Below are 16120 nucleotides of genomic sequence, written 5' to 3' on the forward strand. Positions count from 1 at the left end.
CTGGAGGGGACGCCTGTCCGCCTTCACACAATGAAGCGCATGCCCGTGTAGCAGGAATAAAGGGTACGCAGAGAACGCCTACCCACTTGGCTAAAGGGCAAGCATCCTACCGCGACGAGGGCACCATTACTGGCAAGCGAGCAAGATGCTCGCCACTCCACGAGAGTTCATCTAGTTGCTCCTGATGACACTCCCCTTTGCATTTCCCCTCAATCTGGCAATCGGCGCAAATACTTCTTCAACACCCACCCCTCTACAATCTTGCTTGTGAGGTAATCGTAGTATTGGACCTTGATCCATTTGCGCTTTCGCTGAATCAATGTGACCGATTGATTCGGATAGATGGCCGTTATTTTTGGAGCTTTGACAGATGGAGAAACCGTCAACGCCGTACTACGTTCGACGATGTAGTACGTAGTCTCATCGGTATCCGCTTCCTTATCGACCTCAGCGCAGCGCTCCAATACTTCACGTACCTTTTGGAGTTCCTCCACTTGCTCCTTACCGGATTTGGAGATCTCCGCGCGCAAAGCCGCCATGTCCTGAGTGCTACCCTCAGCGGCCGACTTTGCGAGCTGCAACGATTCTTCACTTACACGGAGGCTCCGATCACCTACACGAAGGCCCAGCTCGTTGTAGCGGATGCCCCATAGCGTCAGCACAAGGGCGATGAGCGTCAGTATTCTATCCAGGGACCATCTTGCCTGAGGCGATTGCGCAGCCAGCCAACGCTCGCCGTACTTTGAAAACAATCCCTCAAGCAGCGTCTCCGTCAACTGCTTCACTTCATCCTGCGTGGCAGTCGGTAACTTCCGCGTAAACGCTTCGACATCTGCCACTGAATCGATCAACGCAGACTGAGCGCGTGCGTCATCAAGCACCGCTGGCTCATCCGCTACGGATTCGATCAGGCTAGTTGCTGCCACTGCAGCACGCGTCAATCCCTGGTCGAAATTACCTATCAGACCCGCAGCCGCAACTGTCGCTCCGAATTGACTCAAGCCAGAAACAGCACTTACTTCCGCCAAGCTCTTGCGCAGCGCGTCCATGGGCCGAGCGATGTCGGCAGTAACACGGGCAGTTCCTATCCCCCCTAGCCCTTTGTAAAATGCGCTCAATGCCTTGGTATTTTCGGAGAGCACGTTCGCAAAGCTGCCCATCCCTCCTAGGCTCTTATTGATCGACCGAGCGGTGTCGGCGGTGACATGAGTAGCGCCTATTCCACCGAGTCGCTTGTGCAGCGCGTCCATGGACCGGGTGATGTCACGGGTCACACTGACAGCGCCCATTCCCCCGAGTCGCTTGTGCAGCACATCCATGGACCGGGTGCTCTCAGAGAGCACTCTCGCAGCGCTCATCCCTCCCAGTCCCTTGTACAGCGCGTCCATGGACCGGGTGATGTCACGGGTCACACTGACAGCGCCCATTCCCCCCAGTCCCTTGTACAGCGCATCCATGGACCGGGTGCTCTCAGAGAGCACTCTCGCAGCGCTACTCATCCCTCCCAGTCCCTTGTACAGCGCGTCCATGGACCGGGTGATGTCACGGGTCACACTGGCAGCGCCCATTCCCCCCAGTCCCTTGTGCAGCGCGTCCATGGACCGGGTGATGTCACGGGTCACACTGGCAGCGCCTATTCCCCCCAGTCCCTTGTGCAGCGCGTCCATGGACCGGGTGCTCTCTGAGAGCACGCTCACAGCGCTGCTCATCCCCAAGTTTTTGGTAATGAATTGGGTTCGCTCCAGTACATCAAGGAGCCCGAAAATACCGTATGGATCACGCCGTCGCGTCACTCCCGCCTCCTTACATGAACTGAACGAACGTGCCCAAAAACTCCGCCGTCCTACTTCTCCCGGGCGAGCCGCCGCCGAGCGCGCGCGAACACTTCCGACTGAGGTGTCGTGCGTCCCGCCTGCACATCCGCCTCCCCCTGGGAGGTGAGCTGGAGGAGCAGCGAGGCATCGCGGAGGGCCTCGTAGGTGGCCACGTCGAGGACGACCGCCTGGGCCTCCCCGTTCCGCGTGATGACGACGGGCCTGCGCGAGCGCTTCACCTCCCGCGGCAGCTCCGCGGCACGGGTCTTCATGCAGGTCACCGGCTTGATGTCCTCGGTCAGCTTCATGCGCCCGCCTCCAGTTGCGGGAACAGTACCAACTCCCGCCTCGAACCGCACGGCATCCCCCAGGACGAGCGGGCTGACGAGGAAGCGTTTTCACACGGAACGTGCGTGGGCCTCGCGCATCCGTTAGGGGACCTTTCCCGCATGCCCCCCGCCCAGCCCGTTGTCGAGCTCCACGACGTCTCCAAGTCCTACGCCGAGGGCGATGCCGTCCGCGAGGTGCTCTCCCATGTGCGCCTCACCCTGCACGCGGGCGAGTTCATCGTGCTGCTCGGACGCAGTGGCTCGGGAAAATCCACGCTTCTCAATCTCATCAGCGGCATCGATCTCCCCTCGCGGGGCACGGTGCGCGTCGATGGCCGCGAGCTCGTCACCCTGAGCGAGCACGAGCGCACCCTGCTGCGCCGCGAGCGCATCGGCTTCATCTTCCAGGCCTTCAACCTGCTGCCCACCCTCACCGTGGAGGAGAACATCCTCCTGCCCCTGGAGCTCACCGGCCGCGACGGCCCCGCCTCGCGCAACCGCGTGCGCGAGCTGCTCGACACCGTGGGCCTCGGCAACCGGGCCGCGAGCTTCCCCGACCGGCTCTCCGGCGGTGAGCAGCAGCGGGTGGCCGTGGCCCGCGCGCTCGCCCATACCCCTCCCCTGCTCCTGGCCGACGAGCCCACCGGCAACCTCGACGAGCAGACGGGACGCAAGGTGTTGGACCTGCTCGAGGGCCTCACCCGCCGCGAGAACGCGTGCGCCCTCATCGTCACCCACGACCCGGGCCTCGTCGCGCGCGCGGACCGGGTGCTGTCGTTGGAGACGGGCCGACTCGTCGAGCGGGAGGCTCGCGCGTGAAACAGCGCCTCCTGGTCCGCGCCAGCCTGCGCCACCTGGGCAGCCACCCGTGGCTCACCGCCCTGTCCCTGCTGGGCATCGCACTGGGCGTGGCGGTGGTGGTGTCCATCGACCTCGCCAACGCGAGCGCCATGCGCGCCTTCGAGCGCTCCACGGACACCGTGGCGGGCCGCGCCACCCACCAGCTCGTCGGGGGGCCCTCGGGACTGCCCGAGTCCGTGTACCGCGCCCTGCGCCTCCAGCCCGGCGCCCCCGTGTCCGCCCCCGTGGTGGAGGGCTACGTGCGCGCGCGGAGCGGAGATCAGCGCACCCTCACCGTCCTCGGCATCGATCCCTTCGCCGAGGCGCCCTTCCGCTCCTTCGTCCCCCGAGGTGGAGGCCAGGTGGACCTGGGCGCCTTCCTCACCGAGCCCGGTGCCGCCCTCATGACCGAGCGCACGGCCCAGGCGCTGAACGTGAAGGCTGGAGACGCGCTCCTCGTGGCCGTGGAGGGCGTGGTGAAGCCGCTGCGTGTGGTGGCGCTGCTCCAGCCCGGAGACGAGAACCGTGCCCAGGCGATGGAGAGCCTCGTCCTCACCGACGTCTCCACCGCACAGGAGGTGCTCGGCCAGGTGGGGCGCCTCTCGCATATCGACCTGAAGCTGCCGGACGGCGAGGCCGGTGAGACCCACCTGGCGAGCCTGCGCCCCCTGCTGCCCGAGGGCGCCGAGGTGCTACGCCCCCGCGCCCGGGGCAACGCGGTGGAACAGATGACGCGGGCGTTCCGCACCAACCTCACCGCGCTGTCTCTGCTGGCGCTCGTGGTGGGCACGTTCCTCATCTACAACACGATGACCTTCTCGGTGGTGCAGCGGCGCGAGCAGCTCGGACGGTTGCGCGCGGTGGGCATTACCCGGCGCGAGCTCTTCGCCCTGGTGCTCGGCGAGGCGGCGGCGCTGGGCGCGGTGGGCACGGTGGCGGGGCTGCTGCTGGGAGTGGTGCTCGGGCGCGGGTTGATGGAGCTCGTCACCCGGACGCTCAATGACCTGTACCTCGTGGTGAGCGTGCGCAGCCTTTCTCTGGAGTCCTTCACGTTGGCGAAGGGCGTGGTGCTGGGCCTGGGCGCGACGCTGGCCGCCGCGATGCTGCCCGCGTGGGAGGCCGCGCGCTCGGCGCCCGCGGTGACGCTGCGCCGCTCCACCCTCGAGGACGTGTCGCGCCACCGGGCTCCCCGGCTCGCGCTGCTGGGACTCGTCATCCTCGTGCTGGGCGTGGGGCTGCTGTCCCTGCCCACGCCCGAGCTGCTGCCGGCCTACGCGGGCCTCTTCTCGCTGCTGCTCGGCGCGTCGCTGCTGGTGCCCTGGCTGACGGCGAAGCTGGCGGGACTGGCGGCGGGTCCGCTGGGACGCCCCTTCGGGCTGCTCGGGCGCATGGCGGCGCGCGGCGTGACATCGAACCTCAGCCGCACCGCCGTGGCGCTGGCGGCGCTGATGGTGGCGGTGGCCACCACGGTGGGCGTGGGCCTCATGGTGACGAGCTTCCGCGGCACGGTGGCGGACTGGCTGGAGTCCTCGCTGGAGGCGGACGTCTACGTGTCCCCGCCCGCGCTCGTCACCCGGCGGGGCGGCGCCACCTTCGCGCCGGGGCTCGCCGAGCAGGTGCGCGCCCTCCCCGGAGTGGCCAGCAGCAGCACCATCCGCACGGTGCAGGTGCGCGTGGACGGCGTGCCCACGGACGTGCGCGCGGTGGACTTCGGCACCACGCCGGTGCGGCCCTACCGCTTCAAGGAGGGAGACGCGGCGCGCGTGTGGAAGGAGCTGGAGGCACCGGACGCCGTCATCGTCTCCGAGCCCTTCGCCTTCCACCGCCGGCTGGGCGTGGGCGGCACGGTGGAGCTGGCCACGGACCAGGGCCCGCGCCGCTTCCGCGTGGTGGGCGTGTACTTCGACTACGGCTCGGACACGGGCACGTTGCTGATGCTGCGCGGCACGTACCTGCGCCACTTCGAGGACGCGCGCGTGAGTGGCGTGGCCCTCTACGCCGAGCCCGGTCAGGACGTGGACGCGCTCGTGGCCCGGGTGCGCGAGCGCTCCAGGGACGTGCAGGCGCTCGGCATCCAGTCCAACCGCGCGCTGCGCCAGATGTCCCTCGAGGTGTTCGACCGCACCTTCACCATCACCCACGTGCTGCGGCTGCTCGCGGTGGGTGTGGCCTTCATCGGCGTGTTGAGCGCGCTCATGGCGCTTCAGCTGGAGCGGGCGCGCGAGCTGGCGGTGCTGCGAGCCACCGGCCTCACCCCGCGCCAGCTCTGGGGCCTCGTGTCCCTCCAGACGGGGCTGCTGGGCCTGCTCGCGGGGCTCTTCTCGCTGCCGCTCGGCGTGGCGCTCGCGTACGTGCTCGTCCACGTCATCAACCAGCGCTCCTTCGGGTGGACGCTGCAACTGCTCGTCTCCGGCGACGTGCTCACCCAGGCGATGGTGCTGGCCCTCGCGGCGGCGGCGCTCGCGGGCCTGTACCCGTCCTGGAAGATGTCGCGCGCCAACCCCGCCCTGGCGCTGAGGGAGGAGTGAGGCCATGCGCGGACGCGGACTGCTCATCGGCGTGACGGGGGTGCTCGTGGGGCTCGCGGCCGGCGCGGCCTATGTCACGCGCGACACGTCGCCTCCCTTGGTGAATGCCCCGGCGATGAAGGTGTCGGAAGCGCTCGGCGGCGGGGCCAGCGCCGCGGAGGGCTACACGCGGGCGCTCGAGCCCCGGGAGTTCCACTTCCCCGAGGACCACGGCCCCCACCCCGGCTTCCACACCGAGTGGTGGTACTGGACGGGCAACCTCTCCACGGCGGACGGGCACGAGTTCGGCTACCAGTTCACCCTCTTCCGCAGCGCGCTGGCCCCCGGGGAGACGGAGCGCGCGTCCGCGTGGGGCACCCGGCGCATCTACATGGGGCACCTGGCGCTCTCGGACATCAGGGGTGGGCGCTTCCACGCCACCGAGCGTTTCAGCCGCGAGGCGATGGAGCTGGCGGGCGCGCGAACCGCACCCTTCCGCGTCTGGCTGGAGGACTGGAGCGCGGAGGCCCTCGGCGACGGCGCCCTGCCCCTGCGGCTCACCGCCCGGAGCGGGAACGTGTCGCTGTCACTGGAGCTGGAGGCCGGCAAGCCCCCGGTGCTCCAGGGCGACCGGGGCCTCAGCCAGAAGGGGCCTCAAAAGGGCAACGCCTCCTATTACTACTCGCTCACCCGCATGCCCACGCGCGGGCAGGTGACGGTGGACGGCCGCGCCCACGAGGTGACGGGCCAGAGCTGGATGGACCGCGAGTGGAGCACCAGCGCGCTCAGCGAGGGCCAGGTGGGCTGGGACTGGTTCGCGCTCCAGCTCTCGGACGGCGGCGAGCTCATGTACTACCAGCTGCGCCGCCACGACGGCACGGCGGACACGTACAGCGCGGGCACGCTCGTCCCCGCCCAGGGGGAGCCGGTGCACCTGTCGCGCGAGGACCTGCGGCTGGAGGTGGCGGAGACCTGGACGAGCCCCCACAGCGGCGTGGTGTACCCGGCCCGCTGGAAGCTCGCGGTGCCCTCGAGAGGTCTGACACTGGACATCACGCCCGCGCTCGCGGACCAGGAATTGCCGGTGAGTGTGCGCTACTGGGAAGGCGCGGTGCGCATGTCGGGCTCGCACGCGGGACAGCCGGTCCAGGGCCGTGGTTACGTCGAGCTGACGGGCTACGGCGACACGCCTCCACCAGGGCGCTGAAGAAGGGCCGGCGGCGTAGCCTCGCGTCCGACGGGGGTCGCACCATGCAGCAGCCGCGCGAGTGGAGCTTCGGGACACACCGGGCCTGGTTCGAGCCGCCCGACGTGCTGTGGATGAAGATTCGCGGAGACACCTCGCTCCAGGACGCCATCTCCATCCTCGAGCTCTACCGCGAGGTGGGCAGCCAGCAGCGCTTCTTCCTGGTGACGGACCTCTCGGAGGCCACCTCCGTGGCGCTCGAGGCGAGGGACCACGTCTCCTGGAACTTCCGCGCGGACTGGTTCCACGCCGCCATCTACGTCGGCGCGGGACTGATGCAGCGGGCGGTGGCCACCAGCATGAGCTTCTTCCATTCCCTGACAGGCCATCAGACGCGGCCGCAGCACTTCGTTCCGACAGAGAACGATGCACGCGCGCTCATCGCCGAGGAACGCTCCCTGATGGACAGAAGCAACGCTTCCGCGCGTGGCGCCGCTCGTCCTCTCCACCCTGACGGGTAGGATGCCGCGCAACCGCCATTGGGGGAGACATGACCATCCAGCGCGAATGGAAGTTCGGGACGCACACCGCCCATTTCGAGCAGCCGGACATCCTGTGGGTGAAGATTCAGGGAGAGACCACGCTGAAGGATGCCATCGCGTTGTCGGAGCTCTACGGAGAGCTGGGCAACAAGCATCCGTACTTCGTGGTGACGGACCTCACGGAGGCCACCTCCGTCGAGACGGAGGCCCGCGAGCACGTCTCCAAGAGCATCAACCCGGGCTGGTTCCTCGGCTCCGTCTACATCGGCGCGGGCTTCGTGCAGAAGGCGGTGGCCAAGAGCCTGGCCTTCGTGCACGCCATGACGGGCAAGCTCACCTTCGACATGCACTTCGTCGCCACGGAGCCGGAGGCCCGCGAGCTCATCGCCCGCGAGCGCGCCCAGCGCAGCACGCGCGTGGCCTAGAACACCGCCATCTGCCCGGCCGGCTCGTCACGCGCCTCCCGCGGGCGCGTGTTGTAGGCCAGGGCCTCCTCCAGGCGCGCGGGCTTCTCGGCGCGCGGAGACGTCATCAACCGGATGAAGGCCTCGTGGTCCAGCCGCAGGCGCGGGTTGGTGAGGCGCTCGTGGCCGATGGTGCTGAACGTGCGGCCCCCATCGTCGTGCGCGGGGAAGACGAGCGTGTCCCCGGTGAGCACCCGGTCCTCCATCACCAGCACCAGCGCGTCCGCGGTGTGCCCCGGACTGGCCCAGACGGTGAGGTGCACGTCGCCCACCGCCAGCACCTCACCCTCTCGCAACGGCCGCTGCACCGTTGCTCGCCGCGCGCCGCTTCATGGCCCGCCGGCAGCTTCCCGCCTGACGAAGACCCTCACCCTGGCCCTCTCCCGAAGGAAGAGGGCCGGGTGGGACTCAACGCGGCTCCTGTTCTCCCGTGCGAAAAGGTACCGATTGCTTGCCCGCGCCATCGTTTGCTACGACGCAATAGGGTGGGCGGGGGCACCACCGCCAATCCGAGACAAGGGGAGGAAGGCTCGTGGAGCAGATGGGGAAATACCAGCTGATCCGGAAGCTCGCCACCGGGGGGATGGCCGAAGTCTTCCTCGCCAAGGCCGCTGGCCCCATGGGGTTCGAGAAGGTCCTGGTGGTCAAGCGCATCCTCCCGCACCTCGCCGAGGATCCCGACTTCATCGAGATGTTCCTGGCGGAGGCGAAGCTGGCGGCTCAGCTCAACCACGCCAACATCGTGCAGATTTTCGACTTCGGCGAGCAGGACGGCGCGTACTTCCTCGCCATGGAGTATGTGGACGGACCGAACCTGCGGACCCTGGCCCGGCGCGCCTTCCAGGAGGGCTCGTCCATCCCCCATCCACTGAGCGCCCGCCTCGTCGCCCTGGCGTGCGAGGGGCTGGCCTTCGCCCATGAGCTGACGGATGCCCAGACCGGCGAGCCGCTGGGGCTCATCCACCGCGACATCAGCACGGACAACATCCTCGTGTCGCGCACCGGTGGGGTGAAGGTGGTGGACTTCGGCATCGCCAAGGCCGCCAATGCCAGCCCTCACACCCGCACCGGTACCCTCAAGGGCAAGGTGGCCTATATGTCCCCCGAGCACCTGATGGGCAAGCCGCCCCTGGATGCGCGGACCGACATCTACGCGCTCGGGGTGGTGCTCTATGAGCTGATAACGGGCCGCAAGCCCTTCGACGCCCAGAGCGACGTGCAGATGGTGCAGGCCATCATCCATGAGTCCCCCATCGACGTGAGGACGCTGCGCACCGACGTGCCCGCGGAGCTGGTGGCCATCCTCGACAAGGCCCTGGCCAAGGATCGTGAGGCCCGCTATCGCGGCTGCTGGGAGATGCAGGAGGACCTCGAGCGCTTCCTCTTCCGGTGCGGTGAGCCAGTCGGAGCCCCGCAGCTCGCGGAGCTGGTGAGGCAGCTCATCCCCGTGCTCCCGGGCGACGGGATGGAGGTCCCGCGCTCCAACCCCGCCCCCCAGCGCCTGGTCCCAGAGCCGCGCTCCCCGCCGTCGAGGCCACGGATTCCCCTGGCGCCCCCATCCCCCCAGGCGGAGACGGTCGTTGCCTCCCCCGTGGAGCCCGCCCCCGAGCCGTCACGGCGTGGAAGGAGGCTGGCCCCGGCCCTGCTCCTGTTGGCCGCGGGCCTGTTGCTGCTGGTGGGAGGCAGGTACGCGCTGGGGGAGATGAATCGCCCGGCGGAGCCGCCTCCGCCTCCGCCCCGCGCCCCGGTCCTCGCCCCCGTGCCCACCGCCAGGGCACCCGCGCCTCCTCCAGCAGAGCCGCCGGATGCCGGCCCACGGGAGGTCGCCGAGCTCCCGGAGCCGGCGACTCCGGTCACTCCCGATGAGACCGAGCGGGAGGCCGTTCCGGCCGAGGCTTCGGATGGCTCCACGCTCCGGGTACACTCCAACCTTCGCGCCTACGTCCGCATCAACGGCAAACTCGTGGGCAGGACGCCACTCGTCCACACCGTGGCGCCGGGCTGGCTGCGAGTCGAGGTGACCGGCGCCACCAGGGACGGCAGGTTCGACAAGTCGCAGGTCATCGAGCTGAAGACCGGAGAGAGCCGCCAGGTGTCGTTCGCCGTCCAGAAGGTGCAGGTGACGATCCGCGGCCGCCCGGATGACATGAAGGTCATCTCGATGGATGGCAAGAAGCTCGGGGGCAAGACGAGCGTGTCCACCTACGAGGGCAAGCACCGGCTGGAGTTGCTCCACACCCCCACGGGGAAATCCCATACCTCCGAGTGCGAGGTGCGGCCCGGGGACAAGTTGTGCAAGTTCTTCGTGCAGACGCTCCAGTAGGCCCTGGAGCGGGGCTCACCGCAATGGAGTGAGGGGGCTCCAGCCGGCTCCGAGCGAGAACAGGAGGGCATCGGACTGGCGTCCCGCGGTGGCGTTGAGGAAGCGCTCGTAGGCCACATCGGCGAAGAGGCGGAAGGCCCCAGTCTGCAGGCCCACCCCCACGCCGGCCCGGCCTCCCACGGAGCCCTCCGGCACGAGGGCAGTCACCCCGAGCAGGACATGGGGGCGGATCCATCCGAGGCTCGCGCCCTGGATGTCGTACGGGTAGAGGCGTCCCTCGGCGCGCAGCACGGGGGATGATTGGAGCACGACGGTGAGCGCGCCGCCGAAGCCGGAGCCGGCCCCCTCCATCGGGGCCTGGGCCAGCTCCGCCATCAGGGAGGGGACCACGGCGAAGCGTACCACCTCCGCTTCGCCGCGCAGCCCCACCATCAGGCTCCAGGGGCGCGCGGGCGGCTCCTGGGCTGCGGGCTGTGTGGAAGACGGCTCGGACACGGCCTGGGCCGCGCGCAGCTTCCGGCGCACCCGCTCGAAGCGCTCCTGGAGCGTCTGGGAGGGCAGGGGAACGGGAAGCTGCGCGGACGGGCGCTGCGTGAGGGCGAGCGCGAAGGCCTCGTCCGCCTCCTGGTCGTTGCGCAGGCTGTGGTGGAGGATGCCCTTCATGAGGACCATCCAGAGCGTCTCCTCGGGGCCGTTGCCGGCGAAGGTCTCCGCCTCGCGCAGGGACTTGAGGGAGGCCTCGTACTCGAGCTCGTCGTAGAGGCGGGCGGCCTTGCGGATGTGAGGGTTCTTCGTCGAGGGGTAGGACGTCTGCTCGAGAGGGCTGGCGAGCGCCTCGCGGCCAGCGGAGCCGAGCACGGTGGCCAGCACGAGCAGGGGCAGGAGGGCCCGCGAGCCCTGGCGCAGGGGAGAGGGTGGCCCCGAGCGGCGCCGCCGGTGGAGCGCGAGGGCCAGCGAGGCCAGTGCCCAGGGGACGACGCCGGAGGCGGGCAGCGTGGCGCAGCCCCAGCCGTAGGAGCCGCGGATGATGAAGCGGGCGGACTCCGAGGCCGGGCCGGTGTTGCCGGCGGCGTCGGTGGCGGTGGCCTCCACCGCATGCGCCCCCATCGCGAGCTCCCGCGGGAGGGTGAAGCTCCAAGCGCCCTCGGTGGCCGTGGCCATGCCCTCCTGCCGTCCATCGACGAATACCGTCACGGTGCTCCCCGCCTCCGCCGTGCCCGAGAAGGTGGGCATCAGGGTCCGCACCGTCGCATCCAGGGTGGGGGTCCGCAGCAGCGGGGCCGCGGGAGCCATCGTGTCGACCGTCCACGAGTGGATGGCGGGAGAGGTATCGGCGTTGCCGCTGGCATCGATGGCGCGGACGGCCAGGGTGTGCGTGCCGTCCGGGAGGCGCTCGAACGAGGGGGTGCTGGAGCAGGGCACGAAAGGGGCCTCGTCCAGGCCGCACTCGTAGCTCACGGTGTCCGTGTCGGGCGAGGACAGGGAGAAGTCGGCCCTCGGCTCCCGCGCCTGGAGGGGCGGGACGGTGGAGAGGGAGGTATCCGGCGCGGTGGAGTCCACGACCCGCACTGGCTGGCCCGAGGCGATGGCATGGGTCGAGACGAAGAGGAGATAGTGGCCATACCCCACCGGCGGGAGGGTCACGCGCACCTCGGTGTCCGAGAAGCGCTGCCAGCTGAGCGGCACGTACCCTCCTCCCTCGGGGGACAGGAGGAGGAGGCGGGGGACGTCGGAGGCACCACAGCGATAGCTGTCGCCACAACCTCCCGACGGGCCGCGAAACCCGGTCCCGGTGAGGGTGAAGGCCACTCCTGGAACCAGCGGGCCCGGAGCGTTCGGCTTGGGGCGCCACGCCTCGTTGGTGCCCAGGTCGTCGTACAGCTCGGCGGTGGCGGAAGCGCCACCCGTGACGAGCACACGGCTGGAGGGCAGGAGGACGGCGGCATGCGCCTGGCGCGCCCAGTTCATGGAGGCGAGCACCTTCCAGGTACCGGTGGCGGGGTCGTACAGCTCGGCGGTGGCGAGGAGGATGGAGCCATTGGAACCACCGGTGACGAGCACCTTGCCATCGGGCAGCAGGGTGGCGGTGTGCTGGTGGCGCCCCGAGCTCATGGAGCCGGTGGCCTTCCAGGTGCCGGCGGTGGGGTCATACAGCTCGGCGGTGGCGAGGGGGGTGGAGCCATTGGAGCCGCCGGTGACGAGCACCCTGCCATCGGGCAGCGAGGTGGCGGTGTGCTGGTGGCGCGCCGAGCTCATGGAGCCGGTAGCCGTCCAAGCGCCGGTAGCGGGGTCGTACAGCTCGGCGGCGGCCAGGGTCGCGCCGCCGGTGGCACCGCCAGAGATGAGCACCTTGCCCGTGGGCAGAGGGGTGGAGGTGTGCTGGGAGCGAGGCGCGGCCATGGGGCTCGTGGCCTTCCAGGCGGCGGAGGCCGGGTCGTACAGCTCGGCGGTGGCGAGGACCCGGAGGCCATTGGCGCCGCCGGTGACGAGCACCGTTCCATCGGGCAGCAGGCTGGCGCGGTGCGCGGTGCGCGGCGAGACCATGGGCGAGAGGGAAGCCCAGGCGCCGGCGGCGGGGTCGTACAGCTCGGTGGTGGAGAGGACGCTGGAGCCCGCGGCGCCGCCCGCGACGAGGAGCTGGCCGGTACGCAGCAGCGTGGCGGAGTGGTGGCCACGTGCCGAAATCATCGCGCTGGTGGCCGTCCAGGTGCCAGTGGAGGGCTCATACAGCTCCGTACTGGCGGTCATCCCCACCGCATGGGTGCCGCCGGCGATGAGCACCTTGCCGTTGGGCAGCAGGGTGGCCGTGGAGTCGCCGTGGGCGGAGGCCGTGGCACCGGTGGCCGTCCAGGTGCCGGCCGCCGGGTCGTAGAGCTCGGTGGTGGCGAGGGCGACGGAGCCGTTGTAGCCACCGATGGCGAGAGCCCTGCCGTCGGGGAGCAGGATGGCGGAGAGATAGACACGTGCCGAGGACATGGGGCCAGCGGACGACCAGGTGCCGGTGACGGGGTCATATAGCTCGGCGGCGGCGACAGGGGTGGTGGCGTATCCACCGATGACGAGCACCTTGCCCTGGGGCAGCCGGACGGCGGCATGCTGGTAGTGCCCCGAGGCCATGGAACCAGCGGAGGTCCAGGCGCCGGTGGAAGGGTCGTACAGCTCGGCGGTGGTGAGGACGGCACCATTGTAGCCACCGGCGACGAGCACCTTGCCGTCGGGCAGCAGGGTGGCGGAGTGGGAGTAACGTGGAGAGCCCATGGAGCCGGCGGATGTCCAGGTTCCGGTGGCGGGGTCGTACAACTCGGCGGTGGCGAGGGAGACGGCGCCGTTGTAGCCACCGGTGACGAGCACCTTGCCGTCGGGCAGCAGGGTGGCGGCATGGTGGTAGCGCACCGAAGCCATGGTGCCGGCGGACGTCCAGGTTCCGGTGGCGGGGTCGTACAACTCGGCGGTGGCGAGGACGGCGGAGGCTCTGTAGCCACCGGTGACGAGCACCTTGCCGTCGGGCAGCAGGGTGGCGGCATGGAGATAGCGCGCCGAGGCCATGGTGCCGGCGGATGTCCAGGTTCCGGTGGCGGGGTCGTACAACTCGGCGGTGGCGAGGGCGACGGAGCCGCTGTAGCCACCGGTGACGAGCACCTTGCCGTCCGCCAGCAGGTTGGCGCCATGGTAGTAGCGCGCCGAAGTCATGGCCGCGGTGGCCGTCCAGGTACCGGCAAGAGGGCTGTACACCTCCGCACTGGCGAGGGTGCCGGTGCCATCTTGACCGCCGGTGACGAGGATCCTGCCATCGGGCAGCAGGCTGGCGGCATGGACATGGCGCTGCGAATTCATCGGCCTGGCAGCGGTCCACCCCGGAGCTGCTGCAGCAGCGGAGCTGACCAGACACAACACGAGCAAGAGAAGCCGCATAGGACATGGAGTTACAGCACACCCGCCGTTGCCGCTCCAATAACTGGCCTTCGACCCGGAGGAGCGGGCGTGGGGCTCAGCGGTGAACGGGGGCGGCCATGGCCAGGTGCGCGTGGAGCGTGTCGGTGCGCACGTAGAGGAACTGCGCGTCGCCGAAGGACAGGCCGTCTCCGTCCACCAACTGCTGCTCCTGGTCTCCCAGGGCCACGGCGTTGACGAAGGTGCCGTTCATCGAGTCCGCGTCGCGCACGTAACAGTTGCCGTCCGCCGCGCTCCAGCGCAGGAGCGCGTGGAACTTGGAGACGGACGGGTCGTGGATGACCAGGGAGCTCGTCTCCAGCCGGCCCACGGCGAACACCTCGCCATCCGTCTTCGGCTTGAGGAAGAGGACCTGCAGGTGCTCGAAGCCCTGCAGCATCGCCATCAGCCGGTCCGCCAGACGCGAGCGGTGGGCCATGAACACCGTGCGCGCCCCGCCCATCTGCTGGGCCACCCGCTGGAAGACGGGGGCGGGAGGCTGCTGGATGAGCGCCACGGGACCGTGCTCGGACTGGAAGGTCCTCACATCCACCTGGGGCAGCGCCCGTAATTCCTTCACCGAAGGCATGGCGCGCAGGCTAGGCGCCCAAGCCGCGCGTGCCAAGGGCCCAGGCTCGGGTATGGTGCGCCCGCACACCACCCAGGCAGCCTCAGGAGGCTTCATCCATGGCGAAGGCGAAGTACGTGCTGGCAGTGGACCAGGGCACCACCGGGACCCACGTCTCCATCCTCGATGACAAGCTGCGGGTGGTGGGCAAGTCGTACCGCGAGTTCACCCAGTACTTCCCCAAGCCGGGTTGGGTGGAGCACGACCTGGAGGAAATCTGGACCAGCGTCGAGCAATGTGTGCGTCTGGCGCTGAAGGCCGCGGGGCTGGCCGGCAAGGACATCTCCGCGGTGGGCATCACCAACCAGCGGGAGACGTCCGGCCTGTGGCTGCGCGAGGGCGGCAAGCCGCTGAGCCATGCGATCGTGTGGCAGGACCGGCGCACCTCGGCGCACTGCGCGAAGCTGCGCGAGCAGGGCGAGGAGGCCCGGGTGCGGCAGATGACGGGCCTGGTGTTGGACCCGTACTTCTCGGGCACCAAGCTGACGTGGATGCTGGAGCACGTGAAGGGGGCCCAGAAGCGCGCCGAGAAGGGAGATGCGTGCTTCGGCACCGTGGACACGTGGCTCGTCTACAAAATGACGGGGGGCCAGGCGCACGTCACGGACGTGTCCAACGCCAGCCGCACGCTGCTGATGGACGTGAACCGGCTCGCGTGGGACGAGGGCATGCGCACGCTCTTCGGCGTGCCGGCGGCGTGCCTGCCGGAGATTCGCGGCTCGGCGGAGAGCTACGGCACCACGCGGGGCATGAAGAGCCTGCCGGACGGCATTCCCATCAGCGGCATGGCGGGAGACCAGCAGGCGGCGCTCTTCGGGCAGGCGTGCTTCAGCCCGGGCGAGTCCAAGTGCACCTACGGCACCGGGGCCTTCCTGCTGATGAACACGGGCGAGACGCCGGTGTACTCGAAGGCGGGGCTGCTCACCACGGTGGCGTGGAGAATCAACGGCCAGACGGCGTACGCGTTGGAGGGCAGCTCGTTCATCGCCGGGGCCGCGGTGCAGTGGCTGCGGGACGGGCTGAAGGTCATCAAGAAGGCGGCGGACGTGGAGCCGCTCGCGGCGAGCGTGAAGGAGAGCGGGGACGTGGTGTTCGTCCCGGCGCTTGCGGGCCTGGGAGCGCCGCACTGGCGTCCGGAGGCGCGTGGCCTGTTCGCGGGCATCGACCGCTCCACCACGGTGGCGCACCTGGCGCGCGCGGCGCTCGAGGGCGTGGCGATGCAGATCCACGACCTGGCCGAGGCCATGCGGCGTGACAGCGGGCGGGAGATTCCATCCTTCAAGGTGGACGGAGGCGCGTCGGCCAACAACCTGATGATGCAGTTCCAGGCGGACATGCTGGGCACGGAGGTGGTGCGTCCGCAGAACCTGGAGACGACGAGCCTGGGAGCGGCCTTCCTGGCGGGACTGGGAGCGGGCGTGTGGAGCGGCACGGACGCCATCCGCCGCGCGTGGAAGGTGGGCAAGGTCTTCAAGCCGAAGATGAAGCCCGAGGTGCGTGAGCGATACCTGACCAAGTGGCGGCGCGCGGTGGAGCGCGCCTGAGACAGCGGCCCCG

At 69.4% G+C, this 16120-nt stretch carries 12 protein-coding genes; 7 read left to right on the top strand and 5 right to left on the bottom strand.

Annotated features, from left to right (window positions below; genetic code table 11):
• Window positions 1–209: 209 nt before the first annotated feature.
• A complete protein-coding gene (locus tag AC16DP_RS03470) occupies window positions 210–1793 on the bottom strand; it encodes an SH3 domain-containing protein (protein WP_483956627.1) in 1584 nt (527 codons plus the stop codon).
• 50 nt (window positions 1794–1843) lie between these two features.
• On the bottom strand, window positions 1844–2122 hold the full coding sequence (locus AC16DP_RS03475) for a type II toxin-antitoxin system Phd/YefM family antitoxin (protein WP_329733404.1): 279 nt from the start codon (window positions 2120–2122) through the stop codon (window positions 1844–1846).
• Between the two features lie 141 nt (window positions 2123–2263).
• Here AC16DP_RS03475 and AC16DP_RS03480 point away from each other — a divergent pair, with 141 nt between their 5' ends.
• Genes AC16DP_RS03480 through AC16DP_RS03500 form a run of 5 tightly spaced genes read left to right on the top strand, consistent with a single transcriptional unit; the run spans window position 2264 to window position 7643 of the window.
• Window positions 2264–2962 carry an ABC transporter ATP-binding protein gene (locus AC16DP_RS03480; RefSeq protein WP_329733405.1) on the top strand — a complete coding sequence of 233 codons (699 nt, stop codon included), beginning with the start codon at window positions 2264–2266 and terminating at the stop codon, window positions 2960–2962.
• Window positions 2959–5511 carry an ABC transporter permease gene (locus AC16DP_RS03485; RefSeq protein WP_329733406.1) on the top strand — a complete coding sequence of 851 codons (2553 nt, stop codon included), beginning with the start codon at window positions 2959–2961 and terminating at the stop codon, window positions 5509–5511. The genes AC16DP_RS03480 and AC16DP_RS03485 overlap by 4 nt, the downstream gene beginning before the upstream one ends.
• Window positions 5512–5515: 4 nt before the next feature.
• The gene (locus AC16DP_RS03490) at window positions 5516–6697 is read left to right on the top strand and encodes a lipocalin-like domain-containing protein (RefSeq protein WP_329733407.1); all 1182 of its coding nucleotides are present in this window, start codon (window positions 5516–5518) and stop codon (window positions 6695–6697) included.
• Between the two features lie 44 nt (window positions 6698–6741).
• A complete protein-coding gene (locus tag AC16DP_RS03495; RefSeq protein ID WP_329733408.1) occupies window positions 6742–7197 on the top strand; it encodes a hypothetical protein in 456 nt (151 codons plus the stop codon).
• A gap of 29 nt (window positions 7198–7226) precedes the next feature.
• A complete protein-coding gene (locus AC16DP_RS03500) occupies window positions 7227–7643 on the top strand; it encodes a hypothetical protein (protein WP_329733409.1) in 417 nt (138 codons plus the stop codon).
• Here the strand turns inward: AC16DP_RS03500 and AC16DP_RS03505 are convergent.
• Window positions 7640–7978, bottom strand: a complete 339-nt coding sequence (locus tag AC16DP_RS03505; RefSeq protein ID WP_329733410.1) for a hypothetical protein — start codon at window positions 7976–7978, stop codon at window positions 7640–7642. The genes AC16DP_RS03500 and AC16DP_RS03505 overlap by 4 nt on opposite strands.
• A 245-nt stretch (window positions 7979–8223) precedes the next feature.
• On the opposite strand from AC16DP_RS03505, the gene AC16DP_RS03510 reads away from it, so the two are divergent.
• Window positions 8224–10005 (top strand): serine/threonine protein kinase, encoded by a 1782-nt coding sequence (locus AC16DP_RS03510; RefSeq protein ID WP_329733453.1) that lies wholly within the window; start codon window positions 8224–8226, stop codon window positions 10003–10005.
• 15 nt (window positions 10006–10020) lie between these two features.
• Here the strand turns inward: AC16DP_RS03510 and AC16DP_RS03515 are convergent, their stop codons facing one another.
• Window positions 10021–13839: a Kelch repeat-containing protein gene (locus AC16DP_RS03515; protein WP_329733411.1), complete on the bottom strand. Its 3819-nt coding sequence runs from the start codon at window positions 13837–13839 to the stop codon at window positions 10021–10023.
• Between the two features lie 154 nt (window positions 13840–13993).
• Entirely contained in the window at window positions 13994–14524 is a 531-nt protein-coding gene (locus tag AC16DP_RS03520) for an FHA domain-containing protein (RefSeq protein WP_329733412.1), read from the bottom strand.
• A 98-nt stretch (window positions 14525–14622) separates the two neighbouring features.
• Here AC16DP_RS03520 and glpK point away from each other — a divergent pair, with 98 nt between their 5' ends.
• Entirely contained in the window at window positions 14623–16107 is a 1485-nt protein-coding gene (gene glpK, locus AC16DP_RS03525; RefSeq protein ID WP_329733413.1) for a glycerol kinase GlpK, read from the top strand.
• Window positions 16108–16120 lie beyond the last annotated feature (13 nt).

The sequence above is a fragment of the Archangium sp. genome (assembly GCF_057119385.1).